General features: G+C 40.1%; 22 protein-coding genes and 3 pseudogenes. 5 read left to right on the top strand and 20 right to left on the bottom strand.

Going from position 1 to position 25,345, the window contains the following annotated elements:
• The first annotated feature begins 111 nt into the window (after positions 1-111).
• A complete protein-coding gene (locus tag ACZ1G6_RS05665) occupies positions 112-492 on the top strand; it encodes an outer membrane protein assembly factor BamE (RefSeq protein WP_472618427.1) in 381 nt (126 codons plus the stop codon).
• A 52-nt stretch (positions 493-544) separates the two neighbouring features.
• Here the strand turns inward: ACZ1G6_RS05665 and ACZ1G6_RS05660 are convergent, their stop codons facing one another.
• From ACZ1G6_RS05660 to fabB, 7 genes and pseudogenes are all read right to left on the bottom strand, one after another.
• Complete coding sequence (locus ACZ1G6_RS05660) at positions 545-3,232, bottom strand: FimV/HubP family polar landmark protein (RefSeq protein WP_472618426.1); 2,688 nt, start codon at positions 3,230-3,232, stop codon at positions 545-547.
• A 102-nt stretch (positions 3,233-3,334) separates the two neighbouring features.
• Entirely contained in the window at positions 3,335-4,351 is a 1,017-nt protein-coding gene (locus tag ACZ1G6_RS05655; protein WP_472618425.1) for an aspartate-semialdehyde dehydrogenase, read from the bottom strand.
• A 52-nt stretch (positions 4,352-4,403) separates the two neighbouring features.
• Positions 4,404-4,928 (bottom strand): DUF3410 domain-containing protein, encoded by a 525-nt coding sequence (locus ACZ1G6_RS05650; protein WP_472618424.1) that lies wholly within the window; start codon positions 4,926-4,928, stop codon positions 4,404-4,406.
• Positions 4,892-5,605 (bottom strand): NAD(P)-dependent oxidoreductase, encoded by a 714-nt coding sequence (locus tag ACZ1G6_RS05645; protein WP_472618423.1) that lies wholly within the window; start codon positions 5,603-5,605, stop codon positions 4,892-4,894. The genes ACZ1G6_RS05650 and ACZ1G6_RS05645 overlap by 37 nt, the downstream gene beginning before the upstream one ends.
• Positions 5,602-6,516, bottom strand: a complete 915-nt coding sequence (locus tag ACZ1G6_RS05640) for an alpha/beta fold hydrolase (RefSeq protein ID WP_472618422.1) — start codon at positions 6,514-6,516, stop codon at positions 5,602-5,604. The genes ACZ1G6_RS05645 and ACZ1G6_RS05640 overlap by 4 nt, the downstream gene beginning before the upstream one ends.
• Positions 6,517-6,542: 26 nt before the next feature.
• The gene (locus ACZ1G6_RS05635; protein WP_472618421.1) at positions 6,543-7,292 is read right to left on the bottom strand and encodes a class II aldolase/adducin family protein; all 750 of its coding nucleotides are present in this window, start codon (positions 7,290-7,292) and stop codon (positions 6,543-6,545) included.
• Between the two features lie 15 nt (positions 7,293-7,307).
• Positions 7,308-8,523, bottom strand: a pseudogene (fabB, locus tag ACZ1G6_RS05630) (beta-ketoacyl-ACP synthase I).
• 211 nt (positions 8,524-8,734) lie between these two features.
• Here fabB and mnmC point away from each other — a divergent pair.
• On the top strand, positions 8,735-10,786 hold the full coding sequence (gene mnmC / locus ACZ1G6_RS05625) for a bifunctional tRNA (5-methylaminomethyl-2-thiouridine)(34)-methyltransferase MnmC2/FAD-dependent 5-carboxymethylaminomethyl-2-thiouridine(34) oxidoreductase MnmC1 (protein ID WP_472618420.1): 2,052 nt from the start codon (positions 8,735-8,737) through the stop codon (positions 10,784-10,786).
• On the opposite strand, the gene ACZ1G6_RS05620 is transcribed toward mnmC, so the two are convergent.
• The 6 genes from ACZ1G6_RS05620 to ACZ1G6_RS05595 all read right to left on the bottom strand — a co-directional run bounded on the left by ACZ1G6_RS05620 (position 10,783) and on the right by ACZ1G6_RS05595 (position 15,122).
• The gene (locus tag ACZ1G6_RS05620; protein ID WP_472618419.1) at positions 10,783-11,535 is read right to left on the bottom strand and encodes a FlgO family outer membrane protein; all 753 of its coding nucleotides are present in this window, start codon (positions 11,533-11,535) and stop codon (positions 10,783-10,785) included. The genes mnmC and ACZ1G6_RS05620 overlap by 4 nt on opposite strands.
• 1 nt (position 11,536) lies before the next feature.
• The gene (locus ACZ1G6_RS05615) at positions 11,537-12,295 is read right to left on the bottom strand and encodes a FlgO family outer membrane protein (protein WP_472618418.1); all 759 of its coding nucleotides are present in this window, start codon (positions 12,293-12,295) and stop codon (positions 11,537-11,539) included.
• A gap of 3 nt (positions 12,296-12,298) precedes the next feature.
• The gene (locus tag ACZ1G6_RS05610; protein ID WP_472618417.1) at positions 12,299-12,979 is read right to left on the bottom strand and encodes a FlgO family outer membrane protein; all 681 of its coding nucleotides are present in this window, start codon (positions 12,977-12,979) and stop codon (positions 12,299-12,301) included.
• A gap of 73 nt (positions 12,980-13,052) precedes the next feature.
• Complete coding sequence (locus tag ACZ1G6_RS05605) at positions 13,053-13,403, bottom strand: YfcL family protein (RefSeq protein ID WP_472618416.1); 351 nt, start codon at positions 13,401-13,403, stop codon at positions 13,053-13,055.
• Complete coding sequence (locus ACZ1G6_RS05600) at positions 13,400-14,551, bottom strand: ATP-NAD kinase family protein (protein WP_472618415.1); 1,152 nt, start codon at positions 14,549-14,551, stop codon at positions 13,400-13,402. Before ACZ1G6_RS05600 ends, ACZ1G6_RS05605 begins: the two co-directional genes overlap by 4 nt.
• Before the next feature lies 1 nt (position 14,552).
• A complete protein-coding gene (locus ACZ1G6_RS05595) occupies positions 14,553-15,122 on the bottom strand; it encodes an elongation factor P hydroxylase (RefSeq protein ID WP_472618414.1) in 570 nt (189 codons plus the stop codon).
• A gap of 183 nt (positions 15,123-15,305) precedes the next feature.
• On the opposite strand from ACZ1G6_RS05595, the gene ACZ1G6_RS05590 reads away from it, so the two are divergent.
• Both ACZ1G6_RS05590 and ACZ1G6_RS05585 read left to right on the top strand, forming a co-directional pair.
• A complete protein-coding gene (locus ACZ1G6_RS05590) occupies positions 15,306-15,755 on the top strand; it encodes an acyl-CoA thioesterase (RefSeq protein WP_472618931.1) in 450 nt (149 codons plus the stop codon).
• 13 nt (positions 15,756-15,768) lie between these two features.
• Positions 15,769-16,947 carry a retropepsin-like aspartic protease family protein gene (locus tag ACZ1G6_RS05585; protein ID WP_472618413.1) on the top strand — a complete coding sequence of 393 codons (1,179 nt, stop codon included), beginning with the start codon at positions 15,769-15,771 and terminating at the stop codon, positions 16,945-16,947.
• A 12-nt stretch (positions 16,948-16,959) separates the two neighbouring features.
• Here ACZ1G6_RS05585 and ACZ1G6_RS05580 read toward each other — a convergent pair whose 3' ends face one another.
• From ACZ1G6_RS05580 to fadR, 3 genes and pseudogenes are all read right to left on the bottom strand, one after another.
• Positions 16,960-17,940 carry a GGDEF domain-containing protein gene (locus tag ACZ1G6_RS05580; protein WP_472618412.1) on the bottom strand — a complete coding sequence of 327 codons (981 nt, stop codon included), beginning with the start codon at positions 17,938-17,940 and terminating at the stop codon, positions 16,960-16,962.
• A gap of 12 nt (positions 17,941-17,952) precedes the next feature.
• Positions 17,953-19,992, bottom strand: coding sequence for an FAD-dependent oxidoreductase (locus ACZ1G6_RS05575; RefSeq protein WP_472618411.1), 2,040 nt, complete (start codon positions 19,990-19,992; stop codon positions 17,953-17,955).
• An 83-nt stretch (positions 19,993-20,075) separates the two neighbouring features.
• Positions 20,076-20,788 (bottom strand): annotated as a pseudogene (gene fadR / locus ACZ1G6_RS05570) (fatty acid metabolism transcriptional regulator FadR).
• Positions 20,789-20,947: 159 nt separating this feature from the next.
• On the opposite strand from fadR, the gene dsbB reads away from it, so the two are divergent.
• Positions 20,948-21,481 (top strand): disulfide bond formation protein DsbB, encoded by a 534-nt coding sequence (dsbB, locus tag ACZ1G6_RS05565; RefSeq protein ID WP_472618410.1) that lies wholly within the window; start codon positions 20,948-20,950, stop codon positions 21,479-21,481.
• Between the two features lies 1 nt (position 21,482).
• Here the strand turns inward: dsbB and ACZ1G6_RS05560 are convergent.
• The 4 genes and pseudogenes from ACZ1G6_RS05560 to ACZ1G6_RS05545 form a co-directional block, all read right to left on the bottom strand.
• Positions 21,483-22,009, bottom strand: a pseudogene (locus tag ACZ1G6_RS05560) (YcgN family cysteine cluster protein).
• On the bottom strand, positions 22,006-22,308 hold the full coding sequence (locus ACZ1G6_RS05555) for a YcgL domain-containing protein (RefSeq protein WP_472618409.1): 303 nt from the start codon (positions 22,306-22,308) through the stop codon (positions 22,006-22,008). The pseudogene ACZ1G6_RS05560 and the gene ACZ1G6_RS05555 overlap by 4 nt, the downstream one beginning before the upstream one ends.
• Positions 22,286-23,443 (bottom strand): ribonuclease D, encoded by a 1,158-nt coding sequence (gene rnd / locus ACZ1G6_RS05550; protein WP_472618930.1) that lies wholly within the window; start codon positions 23,441-23,443, stop codon positions 22,286-22,288. The genes ACZ1G6_RS05555 and rnd overlap by 23 nt, the downstream gene beginning before the upstream one ends.
• A 98-nt stretch (positions 23,444-23,541) precedes the next feature.
• Positions 23,542-25,191, bottom strand: coding sequence for an AMP-binding protein (locus ACZ1G6_RS05545; protein WP_472618408.1), 1,650 nt, complete (start codon positions 25,189-25,191; stop codon positions 23,542-23,544).
• Positions 25,192-25,345 lie beyond the last annotated feature (154 nt).

Raw genomic sequence — 25,345 nt, 5'->3', positions numbered from 1 at the left:
GTCTATCTTTGGTGGTTACTATGCCTTGCTAAACTTTGAGTTCGTGAGCAAGGTGGAGTCATCATTCCAGAAACTCTATGAATCAATCAAGAAAATATTAAAAGGCAAGACATGAAACTAGTTCAATTGGCGATATTATTTGTTGCAATAGCATTCACTTCAGCATGTACAGACTGGATATATCGCATAGATGTCCCTCAAGGCAACTTTTTAGAACAAAAGGATGTTGATAAGCTTCGTATAGATATGACAAAAGAACAGGTTCAATTTGTTTTGGGAAATCCTGTTGTCGCCGATAGTTTTGATGATAATACTTGGTACTATGTTTATGACATGAAGCGCGGGATGAGAAAACGTGGAGAAGACGTTAGGCGTGAATTAATCTTAAGCTTTGAGCAAGGTAAACTAAATGAAATGAGTGGTGATTTTGACAAACCGGTAGATTTTAATATCCCGCTAGAAGCTCAAACATTCGATACAGCGACACAATAGCAATAGAGACCTGTGATGGAGCAGCGCACGTTATGAATTAAATTGTAATGCGCTACAGCTTGTCTAAGAGCTGTCTAGCTTCTGCTTTATCAACATCGTTACCATTGCTCATAACGTCATTCAAAAGCTCTCGGGCAGCGTCATTATCGCCCATATCTATATAGACTTGAGCTAGGTCCAAATTGTTAGTTTGCTCTGTGCTATCATCAGCGTTGGCATGCAATACATCACCTTGCATTAATTTGTCTAAAGACGAATCAAGATTAAGCGCTAAGTCATCATCCAAAGCTTCCTCTAGCGCATTACTTTGTTCAAGTAACTCATCAACTTCGATAAATTCATCAGCATCTTTTTCGTCAGTCATCAATGCATCTAAATCTAAACCAGCTTCAGTAAAAACATCTTGTTCATTCGCTTGTGTTGCTTGAAGCTCATCAAGGTTAGGAATATCAGAGTCAAAATCTCCGACATCGCTGGATAACTCACTTAACATGTCATCGAAATCAGCATCATCTAGCTCATCAATCAATGCTTGTTCGGTCTCTTGCTGAATCAAATTTGTTTCAGCATTTTGATTGTTCGTTTGAGCCGGTGTATCTGCAGGTACGCTATCATTTGTCAAACTATCTTCGTTTGACTGTGAAGGAGCTTCTTCGTCTAACCAACCATCTAGGTCTGGCAAATCAGCCAATACATCATCAGCCACTAACTTTGGTTCAACATCATCTGCATCAGAACTTGCTTGACTACTCACTTCACTGATGGGCTTGTCTGTGCTGGGGGTGCCTTTGTCTAAGTCTTGCGAAGTAAAGCTAGGAATATCATTAATAAGTGACTCTGTGCTTAACGCAGGATCATTTGAACCGTCTGAAGTTTGCTCGTCTAATTGGGCCAACAAATCATCTAGCTCGTCCGTATCATTTAGTTCATTTTCTAAGTCATTTAGCAACTCATCAGCTAATTCGGTCACTTGGTCGGCTGGTGCCAAAGCTTCAAGGTCATCAAGATCAATAGCATCTTGTGAATCTGTATCTGGCACAGCATCTTGCGTGTCTTCAATACCTGATAATTCTAAATCGGGAACGTCTGCTTCGTCCAAAAGGGTATCAAGTTCATCTGAGGTTTGTGCTTCTTGCTCCAACTCTGACAATATTTGCTCTGACAAATCATCGTCTTGTTGCTGCTCAATATCCTCATCAACCAATGAGTCTATTTCACTATCATCTTCAGGGACAGCCTCTAACTCACTGAGTAAATCATCTGCCATCGATGAAATCGTCGTATCTTTTTCTTCTATCTGCTGTTCAATTTGAACAAGCGTGTCCTGTGACACTTCGCCATGCTCATCTAGACTGATACCATTTGGGGAATCTTCATCATTTGTATCATCCATGTCAAAACTATCGATATCGGTAGTCTCTTGCAAATCATCACTACTAGATTGTTCTTCATCGATATCAATGTCAGCTTCAAGGTCCAAAATATTTTCATCATCAATGTCAAATGAATCATCGCCGCTAACTTGACTATTATCTTGCTCTCCATAATCCTCAGCAACGAGCTCCTCGAGCGTTTTTTCGCTTGCATGGTCACCATCAGGCACCAGCATATCATCTTCCATCTCTTCTAAATCTAAACTTGAAGAAGAATCACCCTCTAAAGCTTGTTCTAAGTCATCTTCGCCCAATGACGTAATGATGTCATCTTCCGCTAATTCATCGGATAAAATATCATCTTTTTCCTGCTCGCTATCCTCTTGTAGTGCCGCGATAAGATCATCAGAGTCGGAGTTATCTTCATCTGATTCGCCAATGATTAATCCATCGTCAATAATATCTTCATTTACATTTACCTGTTCTTGTTTACTTTCATTAACAGGTGTTTTTCGCAAAATGATAATGGCCAATACGATTAAAATAAGCAAAACTAAACTGACGCTTATGACTGCAATACCCGTGTTTGATAATAACCATTGACTTAGACTTGACTCTTCTTCAGCTTGACGACTTTGTTCACTTTGACGAACTAAGGAGATGAGTTCATCTAACTGAGAGACTTGCTGATTAAGTTGTGCTTGTAGTTCTGTTTCGACTTTTTGGGTCAAGTCGCGATTGTTTTGGTCTATTCGAAGTAAGTTCTCGTTAAGCTTTTGATTTTCTGACAAAAGTACTTCGACGGATTCTATTGATGCTTTTACTTGGTTTTTTAACGCGTCAAACTGTTGTTGTTGTTGTCGACGCAAGGCGTCTAATTGAGACTGAAGCTGAGCTTGAGTATTTGACAGGTCATTTTGGTTCACCAGTGGCACATCTGGTTTCATATTCTCTTGTTGCGCTGCATCTAAAGTAGTTTGTCCTGCAGGCGTTCTTCCAAGTGCACGTTCATCTCTATCAGCCTTTTCACGTGCTCGTATTGGATCAATTCTGGCGATATAGCGGTCACTCGGTAGTCTAAGAGTGGCGCCATTAACCATCGTATTAAAATTACCATTTTCAAATGCTTGAGGGTTAAGCTCATAAATTGCCAACATCACTTGATATACGCTAAATGATGAGTCTTGTTTATAGCGACTGGCAATTCGCCATAATGTATCATTTTGATCAATGGGCCCATACACAACGCCCGAAAAAACCTGTGGGTTATCTCGAGGACCTTGAATTTGTTGTGAAAAGACTGTTGATGACATCAAAAAACTGAACAAGGTCACCACAATCAATATGATTTTATGATTTATAAACAAGTTTGATGCTTACCTTTCATATTAAAAATTGCTCTGATTATTAAGGGGTATCGGCACATATAGACGATTTCTAGAGCATAACCTATATTGTGCCATTTTCACTTATAAATAATCGCGTATGAGAACCTCTGCAATTTGCACACTATTGGTAGCGGCACCCTTTCGGATATTGTCAGAAACCACCCACATATTAATACCATTGGGGTGAGAGATGTCGTTGCGAACTCTACCAACATGGACATGGTCATTACCGCTGGCACTGCCTACTTGAGTAGGGAACGACTCACGATCATCATATAATTTTATACCCGGTGCGTCAGCCAACAAGTCTTTTACATATTGTGCATCACTGGCTTGTCGTGTTTCAATGTGGATCGCTTCACCATGCCCATAAAACACAGGGACTCTGACTGCAGTGGGATTCACTAAAATCGATTCATCGCCAAGAATTTTGCGCGTCTCCCAAACCATCTTCATTTCTTCTTTGGTGTAATCATTATCCATAAACGCATCAATTTGAGGAATTGCATTGAACGCTATTTGTCTCGAAAACTCTTCTCCTGTGACCTCTTTGGCATTGAGAAGTTCTGCTGTTTGGCGTGCAAGTGCCTCCATGGCTGACTTACCAGCTCCTGATACTGATTGGTATGTACATACGTTAATTCGTTCTATACCTAGTGCTTCATGAATCGGCTTTAAAGCCACTAACATCTGAATAGTTGAGCAATTTGGATTGGCAATGATATTGCGATTTCGGAACTCAGCTATCGCATGAGGATTAACTTCTGGCACCACCAATGGGATATCAGGTTCGTAGCGATAGTGCGATGTATTGTCTATGACGACACAACCTGCTTCTGCCGCAATGGGTGCAAACTTTTCAGAGATAGAGCCACCAGCTGAGAAAAAAGCAATTTGTACTTGCGTCCAATCAAACTCGTCAGCATTTAGAACAGTCAATGTCTTTCCCTTAAAATCGACATCAGCGCCAGCCGAACGCTCACTGGCTAAAGGAAATAAGGTATTTATAGGGAAATTTCTTTGGTCAAGAATATCCATCATGGTCTGCCCGACTAAACCAGTTGCTCCTAAAACAGCAACGTTAAATGCTTGCGACATTGTAATTATCTTCCTGTGTTATTAGTGTAAAGAGTTTAGTGGTGCAAAAAGCTTAATTCTTAGCAATCGTAAAACCCAATTTTACAAGTAAATTTTTCATATTGTTATTCGCCACATCAATCTTTAAGGCATTGAATTCTCGACGAATCGGGTATGCACGCCTAATTTTGATAAAATCGCTAAATTGTGACATGTGTTGCCGAAAAACTCTATCATCATTTAGTATGTCATATGCAAAATGAAATGCTTCAGCAAGGCAAGTCTGAGTCTCTGCTTCGTCAAAGTCCGTGTTTTTTAGCAAACGATCACGTAATCTTGAATCAACTTGTCTATTATCTTGAGGTAGCAGTTGGTTTAAAGCGGGAATATTCAATGCTTGGCCGTGATAGAACAAATCATGTAGTGCAATGGCTAGCATTTCTGTCCCTCTGGACTTCCCTTCCACAGTATGGCCGGCGATATGTTGAGTGGCAATTCGGCAATGTTCAATCAGAGCCTTATTGATAAATGGCTCATTTTCCCATACATCTAACACGATATTTAAAGGGGTTTGTTTTGTATTCTGCGTTGCTGGCATATTTCAAGTAAGGCCTTATTATCAATCAACTCGCCTCTACCCGCATTTAGCAAGTATTGAGATGAGTCTAATGAAGCGAGTGTCTGTGCGTTAAACATATGCTTGCTAGGGTAATCTTGATGGCTATTGAAAGGGGCATGGATACATATAATGTCAGCCCTTAGCACTTCACTAAAATCATCACAATATTCGATATTTTTATTGGATTTAGTAAGCTGTGCAGCTTGAGGTGGATCATAAATGACAACCTGACACGACACATCCATTAAAGCTTGAGCTACTTTGCTACCGACATTTCCATGTCCTACGATAGCCACTTTCTTGTTTTTCAACAGAAATTTATCCTGTTCGGCTAATGCAAATAAAGCGCATAGTGCATATTGTGTTACCGCTGAAGAGTTACATCCGCCAGCAGCAGACCACTTTATATTTTTGTTGTGTAGTAAGTCGATATCTAAATGGTCATACCCAGCAGTAGCTGTTCCTACAAAGCGTAATTTAGGCATTTTATCTAGCAAAGGCGCATTGACTTTCGTAGTAGAGCGAACAAGCAATATGTCAGTCAAATCCAAATCATCTCGACTTATCAACTCGCCTGCGGTAAATGTTTTTACATCACCAAATGATGAAAAATAGTCCTCCCAATACGGCATTGCATTATCGACAAGTATATTCAAACAAATTTACCATGGATTAAGAATTGCTTTATTAGATAACTTACTTCTTCAGGCGCTTCTAATTGAGGATAATGCCCCACTTCAATACCAACTGAATCAGTATTTGGATAAGTCTTTGCATCAAAAATCGTATTAAACTGATCAAGCATATGTTGGCCAGAAATTGGGTCTTGAACACCATTGATAAACCCCATTGGCACATTGCATTGTTGCATAGCTTGAACCCATTGGTCTCTATACACACGTCTTTCATCTATATAACGCAACAAACGAGGTAAAACTTTGGTGCCCTCATTATGCTTAAGCATCGACCACAGCGTATTAATAGTATTGGTGTCTGGCTGTGAATCAGGACCGAAAATCTTCTTGAAGCTTTTGTGAAGCGTCTTCTTGCTCATAAAAGATGCCGCTAAACCACCTAAAGGAGATTTCAACAGTTTTTGAGTAAACAAAGGGCGATGGCTTTCAGCAAACAAGCCACCATTTAAGAAGCATACCGACAAGAAAAGGTCTGAAGATATTATTTGTGATTGTGTTAACAACTCCTGTGCGACAGATACCCCATAATCGTGAGCCACGAAGTGTGCCTTGGACACCCCCACTTTCTCCATACATGCACTTACAACATGTGCTTGCTGAGCAATACTATAGACATGCTTTTGGGGTTTATCGGATAAACCAAACCCCAAAAGATCGCAGGACAGAAGGTTATAGTCTTCGCTTAATTTCTTCCATTGATATTGCCAATCAAATGAAGCACTTGGAAAACCATGTATAAACACAATCCATGGTTTTTGTGCTTCTTCACTTTTTAATCGGTGGTGCTTATGACGCCAATAAGCAATATTGTTTCCATCAACTTCAATGTACTTCGCATACGCTTTGTATGCCTCAAAACTATTGTTTTGCATATCCCTATTCCAGCTAATCAGCTATGTCAGTCTTTGTAGTCTGGACACATACGATCCAATTTACGCAAAATACCCGGCCATGCTAGCGCACCACCTACCGATTTAGTTACTTGTGAAGCTTGCGCTTGAATCCCCGCTAAAATTTGGTCATCAATCTGAATCAGGTCTTGTCCTGTAGACTGAGCATATAACTGAATCTCACACGCTCTTTGCATAATAAACATCGCTAAAAACGTGTCTGCAATGGTCGATGCACACGTTAGCAAGCCATGATTACGCAATATCATGAAATTCGTCTCTCCAAGGTCATTTACTAACCTTACTTTTTCCTCAGGGTTTAAAGCAACCCCTTCATAGTCATGATAGCTCAATGAACTTAGTACGAACAAAGACTGCTGGGAATAAGCTTGCAAGCCTTTTTCAAGAACAGATAATGCCACGCCTTCTGTGGTATGCAAATGCATCACACATTGAGCATCATCTCTTGCTTCGTGAACTGCACTGTGGATCACAAATCCTGCAGGGTTTATATCAAATTCACTTTCCATGACTTTGTTCCCTGTTAAGTCAACTTTAACAAGACTTGATGCTGTTACCTCTTCAAACAACATTCCATATGGATTGATCAAAAAATGGTGTTCTGGCCCCGGGACTCTAGCGGAAATATGGGTAAAGACAAGGTCGTCCCACCCATAATGAGCAATCATTCGATAACATGCAGCTAAATTAACGCGCGCTTCCCACTCTTGCTCACTTACCATAGACTTTACATCCATAACACTTCCTTTTAATTAACCGTTATATCGACTGAAGACTAAACTTGCGTTGGTACCGCCAAAACCAAAGCTATTTGACATAACTGTATTTAATTCAGCATTTTTGGGTTTGGTAACAATATCAAGACCTTCAGCCGCTGGATCCAATTCGTCAATATTGATTGAGGGACAAATAAAACCACCTTCAAGCATCAACAGACTAAAAATAGCTTCATGAACGCCAGCAGCACCTAATGAATGCCCTGAGAGTGACTTGGTTGCGCTGATTGCGGGGCAGTCATCGCCAAACAAAGTCTGAATTGCTTTGAGTTCTTGTACGTCACCAACTGGTGTAGAGGTGCCATGAGTATTCAAATAATCTAGTTTTGTATCTACTGTTTTTAGAGCTTGACGCATGCATCTAACCGCTCCTTCACCACTAGGAGCTACCATGTCATAACCATCAGAGGTTGCGCCATAGCCAACAATTTCAGCATAGATTTTAGCACCACGAGCCAATGCATGCTCTAGTTCTTCAACTACGACCATACCACCACCACCAGCACTAACAAAACCGTCTCTATTAGCATCATATGTCCTTGAGGCTACACTTGGATTGTCATTGTACTTAGTTGATAATGCTCCCATCGCATCAAATTGACCTGACAAGGCCCAATGTAACTCCTCTCCACCACCGGCAAAAATCATTTTTTGCTTGCCCAATTGTATCATTTCAAGTGCATTACCAATGCAGTGAGCACTTGTTGCACATGCTGACGAAATAGAGTAGTTGACACCTTTGATTTTAAACGGTGTTGCAAGACATGCCGAGACTGTGCTACCCATGCATTTTGTTACCATGTAAGGCCCAACACGTTTAACACTTTTTTGACGCATAATATCAGCACTAAGTACCTTGGTTCTCAGAGCTTGCGCCACCTGAACCAGCAATAATTCCCACCTCTTCGTTGGAATATTGATCTTCTGTGAGGCCTGCATCCTCAATTGCTTGTTGCATAGCAAGATATGCATACGATGCGGCGTCCCCCATGAAGCGCAAAGCTTTACGGTCAATGTGTTCTTTTAAATCAATTTTGGGGTCTCCCCAAACATGACTGCGCAAGCCTGCTTCTTTGAACTGCTCAGAAAATGTAATCCCTGACTTACCTGCTTTTAGTGATGCCGATACATCTTTTACATTATTTCCAATACTCGAAATTATTCCCATTCCGGTGATAACTGCACGTTTCATCATAGACCTTTTATTAGCTAATACTGGTTATTATTGGTGAACAGGAGCGTCAAGTTAAACTATACTTTGAACAAAACGCATATAGCGGTATTTACTCCATAATTTACACGCTATAATGTGGCATAAACTGCACTTTTTTAACAGTTATTTGTATAAAGAGCTCGAATCTAATTGATTAAAGTATTCTGCTTATAGGCGTATCGCTCAAAAAATGACAAAAATATCCTCTGCCAAAATTCGTAAAAGTGAACTCGGAACTCCTTTTTCTGACGAATATTCCGATGTTTATTTTTCAGAAGGCCACGGTATAGATGAAACTAATTATGTGTTCTTGCAAGGTAACGATATAGAAAAACGCTGGCAAAACTGTACTGAGCCAAGTTTTTGTGTAGCTGAAACCGGTTTTGGAACAGGCTTGAATTTTTGGGTGTTGGCAGATGCCTTTGTTAAGTTCAAGCGCGATAACCCTACCCACGTATTAGAACATTTACATTTTATTTCAGTTGAAAAACACCCTATTGCTCAACATGATTTAGCGCAAATATATCAACAGTGGCCTGAGTATCAGTATTTATGGCAAGCGTGGTTAAGTGATTATCCAGCTATGTTCACAGGATTGCACCGACGTCATATTCATGAACAAATTACCCTAGATGTGTATTTTGATGACGTTAACATAGCATTAAACGATCTCTATGTAGGTAGTTCAGGACTTGTTGATGCTTGGTTTTTAGACGGCTTTGCTCCTAGCAAAAATCAAAGCATGTGGACAAACGAAGTGTTTGCAAACATGGCTCGTTTAGGAAAAGATAATGCAACATTTTCAACTTTTACCGCTGCTGGCTTTGTTAAAAGAGGTCTGCAAGAGGCAGGGTTTAAGGTTGACAAGCGCAAAGGCTTTGGAAAAAAGCGTGATAGCCTCTATGGTATAAGGTTACCGCTAACAAACGAGCAACTAAGCACTAGAGTTGCAAGCCCGTATTTTTATCGCCATCATAGTACAAGCAAATTTGATAAAGAGGCGCTTATCACCATTGTAGGCTGCGGACTTGCAGGTGCGATAAGCGCATTAAAGCTTGCCCAAAAAGGCTACAAGATTCACCTTATATGGACAGCAAATAAACCTGCTGATGGGGCGTCAGGCAGCCCAATTGGGGGCTTCTACCCTCAATTAAATGCGCAACATAACGATGCAAGTAGATTTCAACTACTTAGTTTTTCATATGCGAAACACTTCTATCAAACTTTACTGTCTGAATTCTCATTTGAACATGACTGGTGCGGTGCGCTGCAACTTGCCTTTAACGACAATACCCAAACCCGTTTAGAAAAACTGCACGAAAAACAAATATGGCCAGTTAGTGTCGCAAAAATAGTCGATGATAAAGAAGCCTCAGACATTGCAGGTATTCCTATTCACATGAACGCCTTGTTCATACCAGATGCTGGTTGGATTTCTCCTAGTAGTTTAGTAGAGGCCTGTATTACGCATTTTGAAACATTCGATAATGTTCGTCTTTCAAAAAATACTCATTTATTAGCGTATAAAAAAAACAAAGGGTTAATCGAGCTTGAATTAGATAATGGCGACACCGCAACTAGCGATATTTTAGTCTTGGCAACAGGTTCTGGAAGTAAGCATTTAGTTGACCAAATAGTGCCTTTGAGAAACACTAGGGGCCAAGTGGAGCTGGTAAAAACTAATGATACCTTAAGTCAATTATCTACTTTACTGTGCCACAAAGGATACTTTACCCCTACATCAAATGGCTTTCATGCACTTGGTTCTACTTATGTTAAAGAGGATGAAAACACAGGTGTTCGTGATAGTGAAAGTACTCAAAACTTTGACTTACATCGCGAGATATTAAAAAAGCATGCTTGGATTGAGGCTTTATCCACTCAAAAAGAACATAAACAAACGTATGCCCGAGCTGGGATTCGATGCTCGACGCCAGACCACCTGCCAGCGGTAGGATGCGTGCCTGATGTAAAACAAATATCTGAGTTAGACGATTTATACAAGGCCAAGCCAAGTCATACTTACCCGATACCTAGTGTTCAGCAAAATGTATTTATGCTAACTGGTCTTGGCTCAAGAGGTCTCACAACCGCCCCTTTGTTAGCAGAATCCTTAATCTGTCAAATTTTAGGGTTACCTCAGCCAATGGGATTAAAGATGTGTAACACACTAAGCCCCAATCGATTCTTAGTGCGTAAGCTGATACGACGTGAGAGTTTTAGTGATAAAACTTCGAGCTAAAGAGCGGGGGCATTAAGAGCAATTTGTTGACTGACAAAATGAGGTATTAATACACTGGCGCTAGATACTACCTTGTTACTTTGTAAATTAATAATTCTAGCATTTACAAAGGTCCCATCTTGCCTTTCTATCATAGTGCCAGACATAATATGGTCCATACTGCTCGACTGCGATAACTCTATAATATTTCGAGAAAACGCTAGATCACCATTGGCACGCACTTGTAGTGCAGGCATCAACTTATAGTCAATCACGCTTAAGCCATACTGCTGGATTTCAGATATGGAATACTCAGCCAACTGATTGCCCAAAATAGTCGTATTTTGCAAACTAGTATCAAGCTTAACAAAAGACGTTACCGCAATATTTGTGTTGCGGTCTATTTGAGTCGCATTTTTGATTAAACCCATAGCGAGTTGAGCAGCATAATCTTGAACACTTTTATACGTGAACCTTGGGTTAAAACGCTGAACCGTATTATGATGACCAACAAAACTATATTCATTAGATTGTATTGTATCATTCTGGTTAGCGGCAGTATCATCTGCATACTGCCCATCTAAACTGATAGGTTTATCACCTCTGTCTTCTATCTCAGGGGGTATCCCCGCTAAACCATATTGCTCGTTGAGCAAATCAGCAATAGTTTGTGGTGGCTGGTAACCCGCCATAAACATCTTACCTGCAGCACACCCAGTTAAAACAAGCACTAGAGCGGAAAAGCTTATATTTTTTAAGTAAATTCGCATCTTATTCTCCTTGGATGATACTGACACCGTCAACAATTTCATTGTTGCGTGATGAGCCACTAGGTAGTAATGCGTCAACTATATAAAATGGGATAAATGATTGGGCCGACGCCACAATCACATTTGAGTTCATTCCCAGCATCCTAGCATTTACCAAGTAGCCTCCTTGATGCTTTGTTAAAGTGCCCGTCAGTACATAACTAATAGGTGTAGAATTACGTAAATCTAGAAAATCACGCGACAGTACAAAGTCACCACTTTGAGTCACATTAATTACCTGTGTGCTCTTATACTCGACTACAGGCATTCTAAATTTGTGAAATTCGTGTACAAACGACTCAGCCATTTGCTTGCCAAGCAAATTGGTTTCTTTCAAATCACTATCAATAAGGCTAAAGTGCGTGACTGCTACTGGCGTGCGTTCGGTAACATATTCCATATTGCCTACCATGTCTTGGGCCATATTACGAACGTAGTCACCAATATGTTTTGTCAATGGCATCCCTTTGTACGCGCCACTAGAGTTTGACATGATATTAGGCCTTAACATCGAACCAAAGGCATCTAAGCCTTGAGCGCCTTTTTGAGCATCCAGAGGATGTTTGCTTGCTAAGTTTCCGGTGACGGCAAAATTATCTTCAGATCCTTCAGATGGCTCTTGGCCGTCATTTGCATTTTGCGACGAAAACATGTCATCAGACGGCAACATGCTGCATGCACTGCTGACAGTTATTGCCGCAATAATGAATAATAGTCTCATAACTTACTCCTGTGGCAATGCCACTTGGCTGGTTTTATCGGTTCTATATAAATGCCCATTGCGCATCGTCACTTGCTCGGTTTCCCACATCAAAGTTGCTGGGAAAAACAAGCTAGCCGCCGCAACCACATCTTTGCTTCTGACATTAATAATACGAGCATTTACCATTGCACCACCTTGTTGTTCGGTAATCGCACCGGTAATAAAGAAATCTATGTTTTGGAGTGCTGATAGGTGCGTCAACTCTCTTGATAAGGCTCTATCGCTATCGTTAGACATGATGATGGCATTACTTGTTTTGAAATCTTGTGCAACAAAGCCTCTTTGAGCCGCTTCGCTTATTAACCCTTGCTCTAATTGATGCCCAAGCAGCATTAGCGGGCCCTGTTGTGCCAAATCAGTAGACATGGTTGTGACTGGCACAAAGCCTGTAACAGCATAACGAAACTGCCTATCTGCTTGGAGGTCAGCAAATAACTGTGTCGCTAGGGTCTGCGTGTAGGCGTGTACCTGCCCTAGCGACTCCTGTGAATTGGTATTTACCGAAGTGGAAGGCTTGCCCGACGTCAATAAAGGAGGCAACAGGGATGAACATGCACCACTGCTTATAATGATGGACGCAATGATACTTGCTCTTAGCAAACGTTGATGAATTAATACTGGCTTATTTTCCAAATATTTCATTTTGTGATACCCAAAATATCGTATATATCTCAGGCATAAGCAAAAACGATTCCAGTTTTCACATTAATACAATTTATTCACTTAATAGCGAATTTAACATATCCATTACATCAGCCGTATCTTGCTCACTTAACTCTTTGTTTTTAATCGCATCACCAACACTTACCCTCAACGCTTGGATAAAGCGAGTTTTAGCTTCGTTTTGAAGACGTCTAAGTTCCAAATCAGACAAATCATTATTACTTTGCACACTTAGCCAGTGTATTGTATTTGCAGCGATAACTGAAAAATGACCATGAATATAACTACTTACAAATAATTGCTGTTCAGTCCCTTCATCTATATATGCATCAAGCTCGCTTTCTTTTTGTGATATAAAGGCTTCGAACATCGGCTCGTCATTGGATGCGGTAGAAACTATCAATGTAAATCGCCTTGTATAAAATAAAGAACACTGTCACGGTAACCAGTAACTACTTGAATTGGCCCAGCTAATGACTGATCTAGTTCGTGGTCTGATGTATCGCTAATTAAGCCTTTATCACCAAGTGCATTTAGTTTGTTTTTTGTCGCAACCACTATGATGTTTTCTTTGCCCAGCGATTTGATAAAGCTTGGTGATAACTGCTGGTTTCCTCTGCCAAATAAATGTCCTTGTCCTCCAATCGCAGTGACAACTAGTTTACAAGGTTTGTTTGTCGTCATTGAAAGTAACTCTTTTGCATTAAGATCATTAGCGATAACTCGCTTGTTATATACAAGATCAACGCCTAAAAGAGTATTAGTAAGACTCGCGAAATCCATGATCGCGTTTATGGTAGAGCCAGATCCCATAATAAAGTAGTGGTCAGGATACTCATCCATTATGTCTAAAATATGTTGGGATAAATCATCTAACAAAAGCTCATCAGATTCTTTACCGCCTTGTTTTACCGCTTGAATATACCGAAGTTCGTCGGGTACTAACATTTCACCAAAGTGCTTAGCGACAACCTTGCCTAGTCTGAACTTTTGTTCGTCAATATCTCTAACTTCAGCTTCTAGTAAGGAAACAAGTTCTCCTTTGATCACTTGTGACAGAACAACACCTGCAGCGCGTGGAGTAATTGCATAAACGCCACTATGAATTTTTACACCCGCAGGGACCCCTATCACCGGTATCGATTTACCTAAGACACTACAGATATTTCTTGCTGTACCATCTCCACCAGCAAATAGGATTAGATCTACATTTTTTTTAAGTAAGGCATCTACTAGTGCGATGCTATCGCTCATCTGTGTTTGGTCACTATCGGCCTGATACACTATTGTCGTTTCAAGTCCCAACTGCGACGCTATATTAAAACCCAAGTCACCACTACCGGTATAGACACAAAAAGTGTCACTAACATCCACACACTGTTTTAACGCAATCCTTGCTTTGTCCATGGCTTGTTGTTTAGCACCTTGCTTCATTGCTGCCTGACGAATTTCATCACCATCGCTGCCTTTTAGGGCAAGCGCACCACCTATGCCGGCAAATGGATTGATCAACAGGCCAAGTTTGAATTTTCGTCCTAAATGTAGGCCCATGTTACTTGTTCTCTTTATCGTCAAATGTAGCGTTACCATAATAAGCTTCCAAGGCGTCAATAAACTGTTTGGCGCGATTTGGAAAGCCTGTTTTTTTGTATTGAATAAGTTGCTTTTCTACGGCATTTGCAAATGCAAGCTTATTACTAGCTTTACCTGCTAAGTTATCTATGCTTACCGAAAACTTAATTCCACATGCTTGTGAAAAGGCGCATTCCAGTGCCTGTGGTTTCACTTCTACTTTTTCAAACATGCTTTGTTGCTCTTCACTTCGGCCATCTGGGGCATACCAATAACCATAGTCTTCGAGTTTTCTTCGACTAGGGCCGGCAATACACCAATGAGCAACTTCATGTAAGGCACTTGAGAAGTAATCATATCGATAAAATATGATATCTGCTTGTTGGTCATCACTAGGCAAAAACAAAGGTTCGTTAGCACCTCCCTGTAAGCGAGTGTTATGTGCTAAACCCAAGGACTCATTAAATATATGTTCTAAATCCTTAACCGCTTTATTGCGATTGATATTGGCGTTAACGTCCACCGGTGATTTTTTTACAACACAATTCACAATTGTTTCTTCTAGTTATACATAAAGTACTGGTCTTTATGAGACATATTCATATTTTGCGGTATGATAACAAATAGAGATAGATAGCTCATGCAAATTTGAAAAATAACAAGAGTATTGCTAGTGATGACTAATCAGCCCAACAACACACAGCCTCTTTATTCTGCTTTACCATGGCATGCAATGTTTCCGTTTGTGAGTGAATGGATAATTAGTGAAACTGATATTGACCATTATCAGCATACAAATAATGTTGCTTATTTATCTAGATTAGAAAAACTTGCTTGGGAACACTCAAATAGTATTGGTTTGACTTTCTCTGACTACGAACAGTTGGACCGTGCTATGGTAATCACGCAACACACTCTTAATTATATTTTACCTAGTCATTTATCTGATGTATTAGCTTGTGCAACGTGGATAAGTGAATGTGACAGTAAATTCAGACTTAGTCGTTACTTTCAATTTATCAATGTTCGTACAAACAAAACAGTCTTTACTGCCAACACCCAATTTGTGTGTGTATCACTAAGCAAAGGCCAGCCAAAAAAAATGCCTAAGACATTTTGTGAGGTATATGGCACATTAGCTAATAAGTTTACGCATATTACAGATACGTCTGTACCGACTTAAAACAGCCAATAATATGAATAGTATTATCAAATTACTCAGTATTTTATTATCTCTGTCTTTGGGAGCTAACCTTTATTTGCTTTGGTTGCATAATGCGAAAAATGAACCACATCAACAACAAGTTAGCAACGCAGTAAAAGGGACTGAAGCACCAATAGATAACAGCGATGTAGTATCTAAAAATATTTTGGGAAGTCCATTTGAAGTCGCCCAAATTGAACCACAAAAACTACCTAAAACGAATCAAAGTGAGCCGATAAAAGCTATACAAAAAGGGTATTATCAATATATTGAAACGCTTGCTCAAAAAGCGCAGTACGACATTCTTTCGTTAGAAATAAGCGAATACCTTCGCAAATACCCCAATGATATCAATGCACAACTAATAGAAGCGGAAGTGTATTATCACACACAGCCTCTAAATATCGCTCTACTACACTACAAACAGCTTCTTTCTTTGCCATTGTCTCAAAAGCAGCGAAAAGATATCGAAGAACTCATTAAGATTAATACCGCTCGGGTTATAAAACAATTTAGTGACGATAAAGCGTGGGACTTGTTAGCCAGTTTTTTAGAGCCTTTAGTGCAAGTTGATCCGCTCAATCGTCAATACCTGATGGCATTAGCGACCGCTTATGGGATGCAATCTCAATTAGTATTAATGGAAGATACCTTAGCTGCTTTTCCTTTTAATGACAAAAGTGCAAGCAGACTTCGTGATGCTATCATCACTGCGATTAGTGACGAATCAAATAACATTGAGAGCAATAACAATTCGGTCATAGAAGAAGTAAGTTCACCAAGTCAAAGAACCGCTGATTTAATGATCAGGCAGCAACGCGGTCAATTTGTAGCACGTGCAATCGTGCAGTCTATTCCAGTCAAGCTATTGTTGGATACAGGGGCATCTACAACTGCTATTAGTGATCAAAAGTTTGCACGTGTTGCTCAAAGCGACACGATCTTTTTAGGTAAATTTAATATCAGTACTGCTGGTGGAATGATAGAAGCACCCATCTATCGAATACAACAATTGGCTATGGGAGATGTAATAATTGAAGATACCAGTGTGCTTGTATTACCTAAAGAAAATTTGGGTAATTTTGATGGCCTGCTAGGTATGAATGTGCTTAGTCAATTCGATATGTCTTTTGACGCGACGCGTCGCACTATGGCCCTGTATAAAAAGTAGACAACGTCTGCACTAGTGCGATACGGTATACCTGTCTCTTCCTTGATCTTTAGATGTGTAGAGCGCGTTATCAGTTCGAAGATACCAACTACGTATATCCTCGGTTATTTTCAATTGAGCTATGCCGAAAGAAAGTGTGAAATCGGGTAAATGCTTTGGCTTATTCTGTTTGATGAATAGTTTTAGGTCTTGGGTGATAGTGACGGCCTGTTTTATATCACCGTAATTCAATAATATCGCAAATTCTTCACCGCCAAGCCTATAAAGCTTATCGCTTCGTCTAAGGCGTTGCGTAATAATGTTAGCGGTATATTTAAGCACTTCATCTCCAATCACATGGCCATGCTCATCATTTAGTCTTTTAAAATAATCCATATCAAGCAAGACCAAAGAACATGGCGTTTGATGTCTGCGTAAATTATTCGCGCTAATCTCCACATCATGATCAAATGCTCTTCTGTTTCTGGCTTGTGTTAAAAAATCCACTCTAGCCATATTATTTAATTTCTCATGATGTTTACGAAACGCTTTGGCACACACGAATACAAAAATAATCGTGGGTAGATATGCAGTATAAAAAGAGATCACAACCGAGGTGTCATATTGTATGAAAAAAGGGAACAGTACTAGGTTAACGGCAAGGATAATCGTCAACGAAATGATTGGTTTGTATAGTAAAGCCCAAGCAAACAAAGCAGGAAACATGTAAAACATGTGTTCTGATTCCCCCGCAATACCTACTGCTATAGTCCCTAAAGCAATCACTAAACTTAGTATAGCAGGCATCAATGCAGCTTGTACTTGCTTAAATGCACAAAGTGCAATTATCAAACATACCCCAGCAATTAAAGCGTCAATGCTTGCAAGTGCATAATCTTCTTGAGCGAGTCTTATAAAGGTGACAGGAATAATGGGTATGCTGATACATAATGATATTGCAATCGTGAAACGCTCATGTAATGAACGCTTATTAAATGTTGATATCAGCATCATCAGCAATATTCTCTAAAGGGTCGCCAATAACCTTGTTCCTTGATCGATTGCGCGCTTAGCGTCTAATTCAGCCGCCACATCGGCGCCCCCAATCAGATGAAAAGGCACTGTGAGTCCTTCAGAAAGCTCTTTGAGCGGCAATTGCCCTGCACAAATGATTACATTATCAACATCAAGCACTTGGCTCTCGCCATTGACTTCGATATGTAAACCATCATCATCGATCTTTTGGTAGTTTACACCTGCAATTAAATTTACCCCTTTCATCATCAGGCCAGCGCGGTGAGCCCACCCTGTAGTTTTACCTAAACCTGCTCCAACTTTCGTTGTTTTACGCTGAAGCAAATAGATGGTACGTGGTGATGCTTCAGGTTGCGCCTGCATGCCCTCTACGCCGCCACGAACAGAAAGATTCATATCAATACCCCACTCGCGCATAAAGGTGGGTATATCTGTAGATGGAGATTGTTTACCGTGAGAAAGAAATTCACTTGTATCAAAGCCAATGCCACCTGCACCCACTACTGCGACTTTACTACCAACAGGTTTTTTATGTTTCAGTACATCAATATATGACATCACTTTAGGGTGATTGATTCCTTCAATATCGGGGACTCTTGGTACGATGCCTGTTGCTAAAATGACTTCATCAAAGCCACCTTGGTTTAGCATATTGGTATCAACCGGCGTGTTAAGCTGAATATCAACCCCTAACAAGGCAAGCTGTACATCAAAATATCTTATTGTTTCATAAAACTCTTCTTTACCAGGGACTTGTTTTGCAATATTAAACTGTCCGCCAATCTCATCCGCTTTATCATATAAGGTGACTTTGTGACCTCTTTGAGCCGCTGTCATTGCTGCTGCAAGCCCAGCTGGTCCTGCTCCAACTACCGCTATATGCTTTTTAAGTTCAGCTTCAACAATCGAAAATTCGGTTTCATGACACGCTCTAGGATTAACCAGACAACTTGTCATCTTATTTTCAAAAGCGTGATCCAAGCATGCTTGGTTGCATCCTATACAAGTGTTAATTTGTTCAGGTATATTTTGCTCGGCTTTATTAACAAACTCTGGATCTGCTAAGAAAGGCCGGGCCATAGAGACCATATCAGCGTCCCCTCTGGCAAGGACTTCTTCGGCCACTTCAGGCGTATTAATGCGATTTGACGTTATTACTGGAATATTTAGGGCTTTTCTAAATTTTGCCGTTACCCATGTAAATGCTGCTCGTGGTACTTTTGTTGCAATGGTCGGAATTCTTGCTTCGTGCCAACCAATACCAGTATTGATGATAGTTGCGCCAGCTTTTTCAACTGCTAAACCTAATTCTACTACTTCATCATAAGTAGACCCGCCTTCAACTAAATCCAACATGCTCAGTCGGTAAATAATAATGAATTGCTCACCCACCGCTTCTCTTACTCTTCGCACCACTTCAATAGGTAGCTTGATTCGGTTTTTATATTCACCGCCCCACTCGTCCTTTCGTTGGTTGGTTCGAGTCGCAATAAACTGATTCAGAAAATAGCCTTCTGAGCCCATAATCTCAACACCGTCATAGCCTGCTCTTTGGGCTTGCAAGGCTGTAAAGACAAAATCATCGATTTGCTTTTGAATACCCGCTTCATCTAACGCTTTTGGGCGAAAAGGATTAATTGGTGCTTGTATCGCAGACGGTGCCACTAATTCTTTGTTATAGGCATATCGACCTGTATGCAAAATTTGCATACATATTTTACCGCCAGCGTCATGAACAGCGTCGGTTACTTCTTTGTGGTGTTCAACCGCTTCATCACTATCTAATCGTTTGGTAATTGCATGAGTCGCACCTTCATCATTTGGACCAATGCCACCGGTTACAATAAGCCCAACACCACCACGTGCTCTTTCAGCAAAAAATGCAGCCATGCGTTTGTGACCATTTGGCGCCTCTTCTAGACCTGTATGCATTGATCCCATCAATACTCTATTTTTGAGGCTTGTAAAACCTAAATCAAGCGGACGAAAAAGATGAGGAAAAGGATGAAGCTGAACGGCACTCGCAGTCATAGTCATAGTCCTATTGAAAAAATGGATTATCTGGTTTTTCTAAAGTGATGTGTATACGCTAGTTTGCTTAAAATTTGATCACACTAATCGACAATATTTTTATTCAAATCTTGTCGCATCTGGATCCAAATTTTACCGCTTTCTATTCCGTAATTTCTTACTACCGTTACCACACGATCAGGCTCATTACTCTCTAATACTTCTAGTAACTTAGTATAATATTTTGTCGCGCAATCTCGTGCATTTTGCTGACTAAAGAAAAATCCACCAATTCTTGCATAAATTCCTTTAAAACCATTCATCATTAGGACATAGACTGGATTGTTTGAAGCCAAAGCTAAATCATGGTGCATTTGATAGTCATGGTCAGAAAACGCTTTGCCATCTTGCTCTACAGTATGATGACGATTTATTATATCTGCACATTGCTCAGGATTTTGTCTAAACGCTGCTCGTATAAATACTGCACTTAAATTTGTTCGGGCAGATAAAAGATTATCCAATAATTGAGGTTGACCCTCCTGATCAAGCTCTGGCAAGTGTTTCTAGAATATTCAGTCCACAGGTTTCCCAATAATTATTTACTTTGGTAGGTTTACCGTGTTGTATCGTGAGCCAACCATCTCTAGCAAGACGCTGTAAAACCTCACGTAAGGTAGTTCGAGTCACACCAATAAGTTCAGAAAGCTCTCGCTCTGCGGGCAAAATCGTGCTCTGACGGGAAACGTCCACTCCAGATAGATTCGACAATATATTCCTCAGCGAATCCCGCTGGACTTTGTGACTTATAAATCATGCTTACTACTTAATTGTTACAAAAATATTAACTGATTGTACCAGATGCAGAAAAGTTGAAAAGCTTTATTTATACGCATTATTACTATGCTTTAGGTGAATATTTTAGGTACAATTGTACGCTCAAATGAAAATGTTTTGTTAACACGGATTATTCTCTATGCTTGTCACTTTTTTGCAATCCCTTAAGCGCTTTAGCCATTCAAAGTATTCTTGGGCTATATTGGCATTTTCTAGTGGATCGCTCGTGTTAGCCGCTTTGTACTTTCAACATTTCCTTGGTCATGCACCTTGTATTAACTGCATTTATCAAAGGACGGCGACGTTGGGAATATTTTTATTTGCAATACTACCGCTCGTTTATATGCATTATATAACACGCGTTATTGCTTTTTGCGGTTGGGCATATTCAAGTTTTGCAGGTTTGATGGTTGCTCGGGACCATCTTGAAATTATCAATGCAAACAACCCCTTTTTCGCGTGTGAAATAATACCAAATTTCCCTTCATTCTTACCCCTTCACGATTGGATACCGTTCATGTTTGACGCAACAGGGAGTTGTACTGACAATAGTTGGCAATTTTTAGATATGGGAATGGCTCAGTGGATGAATATCATTTTCACTTTGTATCTCGGTTCATTTGTCGTGTTTGCAGCCGTACAATTTATAAAGACAGACAAAGCACCTTGGTAGCTTAGTCGCTAGCGTCTAAAGGCCAAACAACAATATAATCTTCAAAATCAGCAAGATTTACGCGCTCTTCACTAATCACACGATTTCTGACCGAAATACCTAATTCGTGCATTTTGGTTTTTTTCCCTTGTTCAGCAAGGGATGCCAATGCGCTAGTCCTTTTCCTTCTTGTAAGCGCCTATAACTGCATGAAGGAGGCATAAAAAAGACATCCGAAAGGTTTTCTTTTGTCAGCGTAACACAGTCCGGAACAAGCTCACTTCGTTTTTGGTACGCAGTACATCCGCAAGTTTTATCGTTCAATAAATAACATGCAATATTGGTGTAGACTAGGGTTTCATTTTCATTGATATGATCGCTTGGACTTAAGTCATGTTCGACATCATCATCTTCTATAAACTTATGCAGACAACAGCGTGCGCACCCATCACATATTGCTTCCCACTGAAGCCTTGTCATTTTTTCTAAAGGCGTAAAGTGCCAAAACTTGCTATCAATGAGTGCTTTTGTATAAGGAGATTTTTTCATACTTTATCTTGATTCGCAGACGCGGATAATCCTAACGCTTTGCGATGTTGCTCTAATAAACTTTCTGTTTTAGGAGGTAGTTGCAAATAAAAACCATCTTGTTTGAGTTTGTCCACGAAACGATCTGTTTTTATGCCGGCGATTGTATCATGTTTACCTAGAGCGATTATGCTAACAAACAGTGGCCGACCAAAGGTATCCAATAGTGCCTTAGGTACACTAGTAAAATCTTCTTTAGTTGGAACATACAAGTATGTATCTTGTTTTTTTGAAGATTTATATACTGCGCTTAATTTCATGGTGTTTTCCTATCACTTCTTGAAGTTGCTTAACATGACCTTGCATTAAGCTGTACCGCCACCCAGTCAACAGGTCAGGTTTCGCATCGTACAATTCCAATTCGTCAAAGTCGAACCAAGCCCATTTAAGCAATTGATTTATCTGCTTTTTAGAACCCAAGACCGTAACAGGGATCTGATTATCATCGGCAATCTTTTCTACGGTCGTCTTACAAAATTCAAGCACTTGTTTATAAGCTGAAAAGTCTAACAAACGTTGCACGCGCCTTGGACATTCGTTTGGCTCTAATTGTTTCGATTGAGAGACAATAGTCAAAATTATATCTGAATATAACTTAGCTTGTTTTGAGAACAGTTGTTTGCATTCAAACAATGCTTGCCTATTGGTGGGCAACTTAAGTGCTAATTCAAATAATGCGGCTTCTTTTATGACAAAATTTAGTGACTTATCAAGCTTTCTTGCTTCTTCTAAACGCCAAGCACTCAACAATTTAAACGCCGCCAAATGCGATCCCGAAAGCTTCCATACGTTTTTTAAGTTTAGGTAGGCATAATCGGCTTCAAATACTCTTGTTTTCTTTTCAGTCAACAAAGCCATTTCTTGATAAACCCAATCATGTTTTTCTTGTTTCTCAGCAAGCCCTCTAATGTGTTCATATAAGGCCATTAAATGAGTAACATCTTCACTTGCATATCTACACTGTGCCTCGCTTAGGGGCCTTTGCGTCCAATCTGTGCGAGACTCCCCTTTATCGAGATGAATCTTAAATAGCTCTTCGACTAAATTTGCATATCCTACAGAGACGCCCAAGCCCGTGATACTTGCAGCAAATTGAGTATCAAAAATGGGAGTCGGTTTTACGTGCATATGATGCCAAATTGCCTCAATATCTTCAGAACAAGAATGAGCAACTTTGACTATGCTTGAATCGGCAAACAAATTAGCTAACGGACGTAAATCATTGATAGCGATGGGATCAATTAATGCCACATTTTCCCCATCGAAAACTTGTATAAGGCCTAGAATAGGTTTAAGTGTCTGTGTGCGCACAAATTCAGTATCAATCGAAAGGACCTTCATATTTGTCCAATGTAGACACAAGTCCTCTAGCGCTTGAAAAGTATCAACATACAAAAACGGGTAGGGTTTGTTGTAAGGGTGCAAAGTAAGCCTTTTAGAGTTTTGCTAATGTGCAAATAACACTACAAAGGCTTGATGATACGCTAATTGAATTAATCACGTAAGTCTTTACGCAAAATTTTACCGACGTTAGACTTAGGCAATTCATCTCTAAATTCTATTTGTTTGGGCACTTTATAGCCAGTCAAAAGTGACTTACAGTGAGCAATCACCGCTTCTTTACTAAGGCTCTCGTCAGATTTCACTACAAAGAGCTTAACCACCTCACCTGAGACTTGATGAGGAACGCCAATCGCAGCAGCTTCCAAAATGCCTTCATGCATCGCTGCGACTTCTTCTATTTCATTGGGGAAAACATTGAAACCAGATACTAAGATCATGTCTTTTTTACGATCAACAATATATAAAAAGCCTTGCTCATCCATCGTGGCAATGTCACCTGTTGCCAACCACCCATCTTGCAAAATTTCTGCTGTCGCCTCGGGTCGACCTAAGTATCCGACCATGACTTGCGGCCCTTTAACAAATAGCTCACCAGCTTCACCTAATTCAACGGGTTGACCAGCATCATCTATTAGTTTTACATCTGTTGACGGTAAAGGAAGGCCAATTGACCCCTTGTATGTCTTTGAACTGAATGGGTTAACAGATACGACCGGTGAACACTCTGTTAAACCATATCCTTCGATTAATACTTTTCCTGTAATCTGTTGCCACTTTTCAGCAACAGGTTTTTGAACCGCCATTCCTCCGCCTAAACCAAACTTAAAATGACTAAAATCAAGCTCCGCAAACCCTAGGGTGTTTAACAAACCGTTAAAGAGCGTGTTGACGCCCGTTAATACTGCAAATGGATACTTTTTTAGCTCTGCCACAAAGCCATCCATGTCGCGAGGGTTGGTAATAAGTAAATTAGGACAACCGTATTTGACGAAGGTAAGGCAATTACTTGTTAGTGCAAATATATGGTATAGCGGCAATGCGGTAACAACCATATCACCATGTTTAACTGCCACTTCTAAATTGCCAGACACTTGTTCAAGGTTAGCAACCATATTTCTATGAGATAACATCGCCCCCTTCGACACACCGGTTGTACCGCCAGTATATTGTAAAAAAGCAATGTCATCTCCTTGCAAATCTGGCCGCGAAAAATCTAGCTTTGCGCCAGATGCGACTGCCTTCGTGAAACTGATAGTTGCGCTTAGATTATGCTTAGGAACCAATTTTTTAACGTGCTTCACCGCTAAATTGACAATCCATTTCTTAGGTACAGGTAACATGTCACCTAAACAAGTCAAAATAACGTTTTTAACGGGAGTATTGTCAATGATGGCGTCAAGCGTATTGGCAAAGTTCTCAACAATAACAATCGTACTGACATTTGCATCTTTTAGCTGATGTTCAAGCTCTCGCGGCGTGTACAACGGATTAACATTAACAACTACTAATCCTGCCCGTAGAATCCCAAACAAAGCAATTGGATATTGCAAAAGATTGGGCATCATGATGGCAACTGCATCACCCTTATTTAACCCTGTGCTTTGTAAATAAGACGCAAACTGCATCGATAGAACGTCAAGATCTTCAAACGTGATGCTATGACCCATATTAATGAACGCAGTTTGATTAGCAAATTCACTAACAGAGGCTTCAAAAATTTCTAATAATGAGGGGACTACATCAGGATTGATGTCTGCTTTTACATTTTTGTCGTATTGAGACAACCAAGGTTTTTCCACAGCTTAAAGCATCCTATATAGGTTGAGCATCTGACATGCCAGTCTAAGAATGTGTATGGTTTAATAAGCGCATCCGCATAAACAACGCATTGGTCAAACCATTAATTGCCGTAATACTAATGCACTATGGACAAAATTGAAAACAAAGATTCAA

Source organism: Glaciecola sp. HA4-3, from assembly GCF_055693685.1.
Note: the sequence above shows the minus strand (reverse complement) of the source record. Positions and strands in the feature narration are given on the sequence as shown.

What these genes read in the sequence shown, in the direction of transcription:
- ACZ1G6_RS05665 (WP_472618427.1), top strand. Translation starts at nt 112, where the DNA reads ATGAAACTAGTTCAATTGGCGATATTATTTGTTGCAATAGCATTCACT.
- ACZ1G6_RS05655 (WP_472618425.1), bottom strand. Translation starts at nt 4,351, where the DNA reads ATGTCGCAAGCATTTAACGTTGCTGTTTTAGGAGCAACTGGTTTAGTC.
- ACZ1G6_RS05650 (WP_472618424.1), bottom strand. Translation starts at nt 4,928, where the DNA reads ATGCCAGCAACGCAGAATACAAAACAAACCCCTTTAAATATCGTGTTA.
- ACZ1G6_RS05640 (WP_472618422.1), bottom strand. Translation starts at nt 6,516, where the DNA reads ATGCAAAACAATAGTTTTGAGGCATACAAAGCGTATGCGAAGTACATT.
- ACZ1G6_RS05635 (WP_472618421.1), bottom strand. Translation starts at nt 7,292, where the DNA reads ATGGATGTAAAGTCTATGGTAAGTGAGCAAGAGTGGGAAGCGCGCGTT.
- mnmC (WP_472618420.1), top strand. Translation starts at nt 8,735, where the DNA reads ATGACAAAAATATCCTCTGCCAAAATTCGTAAAAGTGAACTCGGAACT.
- ACZ1G6_RS05620 (WP_472618419.1), bottom strand. Translation starts at nt 11,535, where the DNA reads ATGCGAATTTACTTAAAAAATATAAGCTTTTCCGCTCTAGTGCTTGTT.
- ACZ1G6_RS05615 (WP_472618418.1), bottom strand. Translation starts at nt 12,295, where the DNA reads ATGAGACTATTATTCATTATTGCGGCAATAACTGTCAGCAGTGCATGC.
- ACZ1G6_RS05610 (WP_472618417.1), bottom strand. Translation starts at nt 12,979, where the DNA reads ATGAAATATTTGGAAAATAAGCCAGTATTAATTCATCAACGTTTGCTA.
- ACZ1G6_RS05600 (WP_472618415.1), bottom strand. Translation starts at nt 14,551, where the DNA reads ATGGGCCTACATTTAGGACGAAAATTCAAACTTGGCCTGTTGATCAAT.
- ACZ1G6_RS05590 (WP_472618931.1), top strand. Translation starts at nt 15,306, where the DNA reads ATGTTTCCGTTTGTGAGTGAATGGATAATTAGTGAAACTGATATTGAC.
- ACZ1G6_RS05585 (WP_472618413.1), top strand. Translation starts at nt 15,769, where the DNA reads ATGAATAGTATTATCAAATTACTCAGTATTTTATTATCTCTGTCTTTG.
- ACZ1G6_RS05580 (WP_472618412.1), bottom strand. Translation starts at nt 17,940, where the DNA reads ATGATGCTGATATCAACATTTAATAAGCGTTCATTACATGAGCGTTTC.
- ACZ1G6_RS05575 (WP_472618411.1), bottom strand. Translation starts at nt 19,992, where the DNA reads ATGACTGCGAGTGCCGTTCAGCTTCATCCTTTTCCTCATCTTTTTCGT.
- dsbB (WP_472618410.1), top strand. Translation starts at nt 20,948, where the DNA reads ATGCTTGTCACTTTTTTGCAATCCCTTAAGCGCTTTAGCCATTCAAAG.
- ACZ1G6_RS05555 (WP_472618409.1), bottom strand. Translation starts at nt 22,308, where the DNA reads ATGAAATTAAGCGCAGTATATAAATCTTCAAAAAAACAAGATACATAC.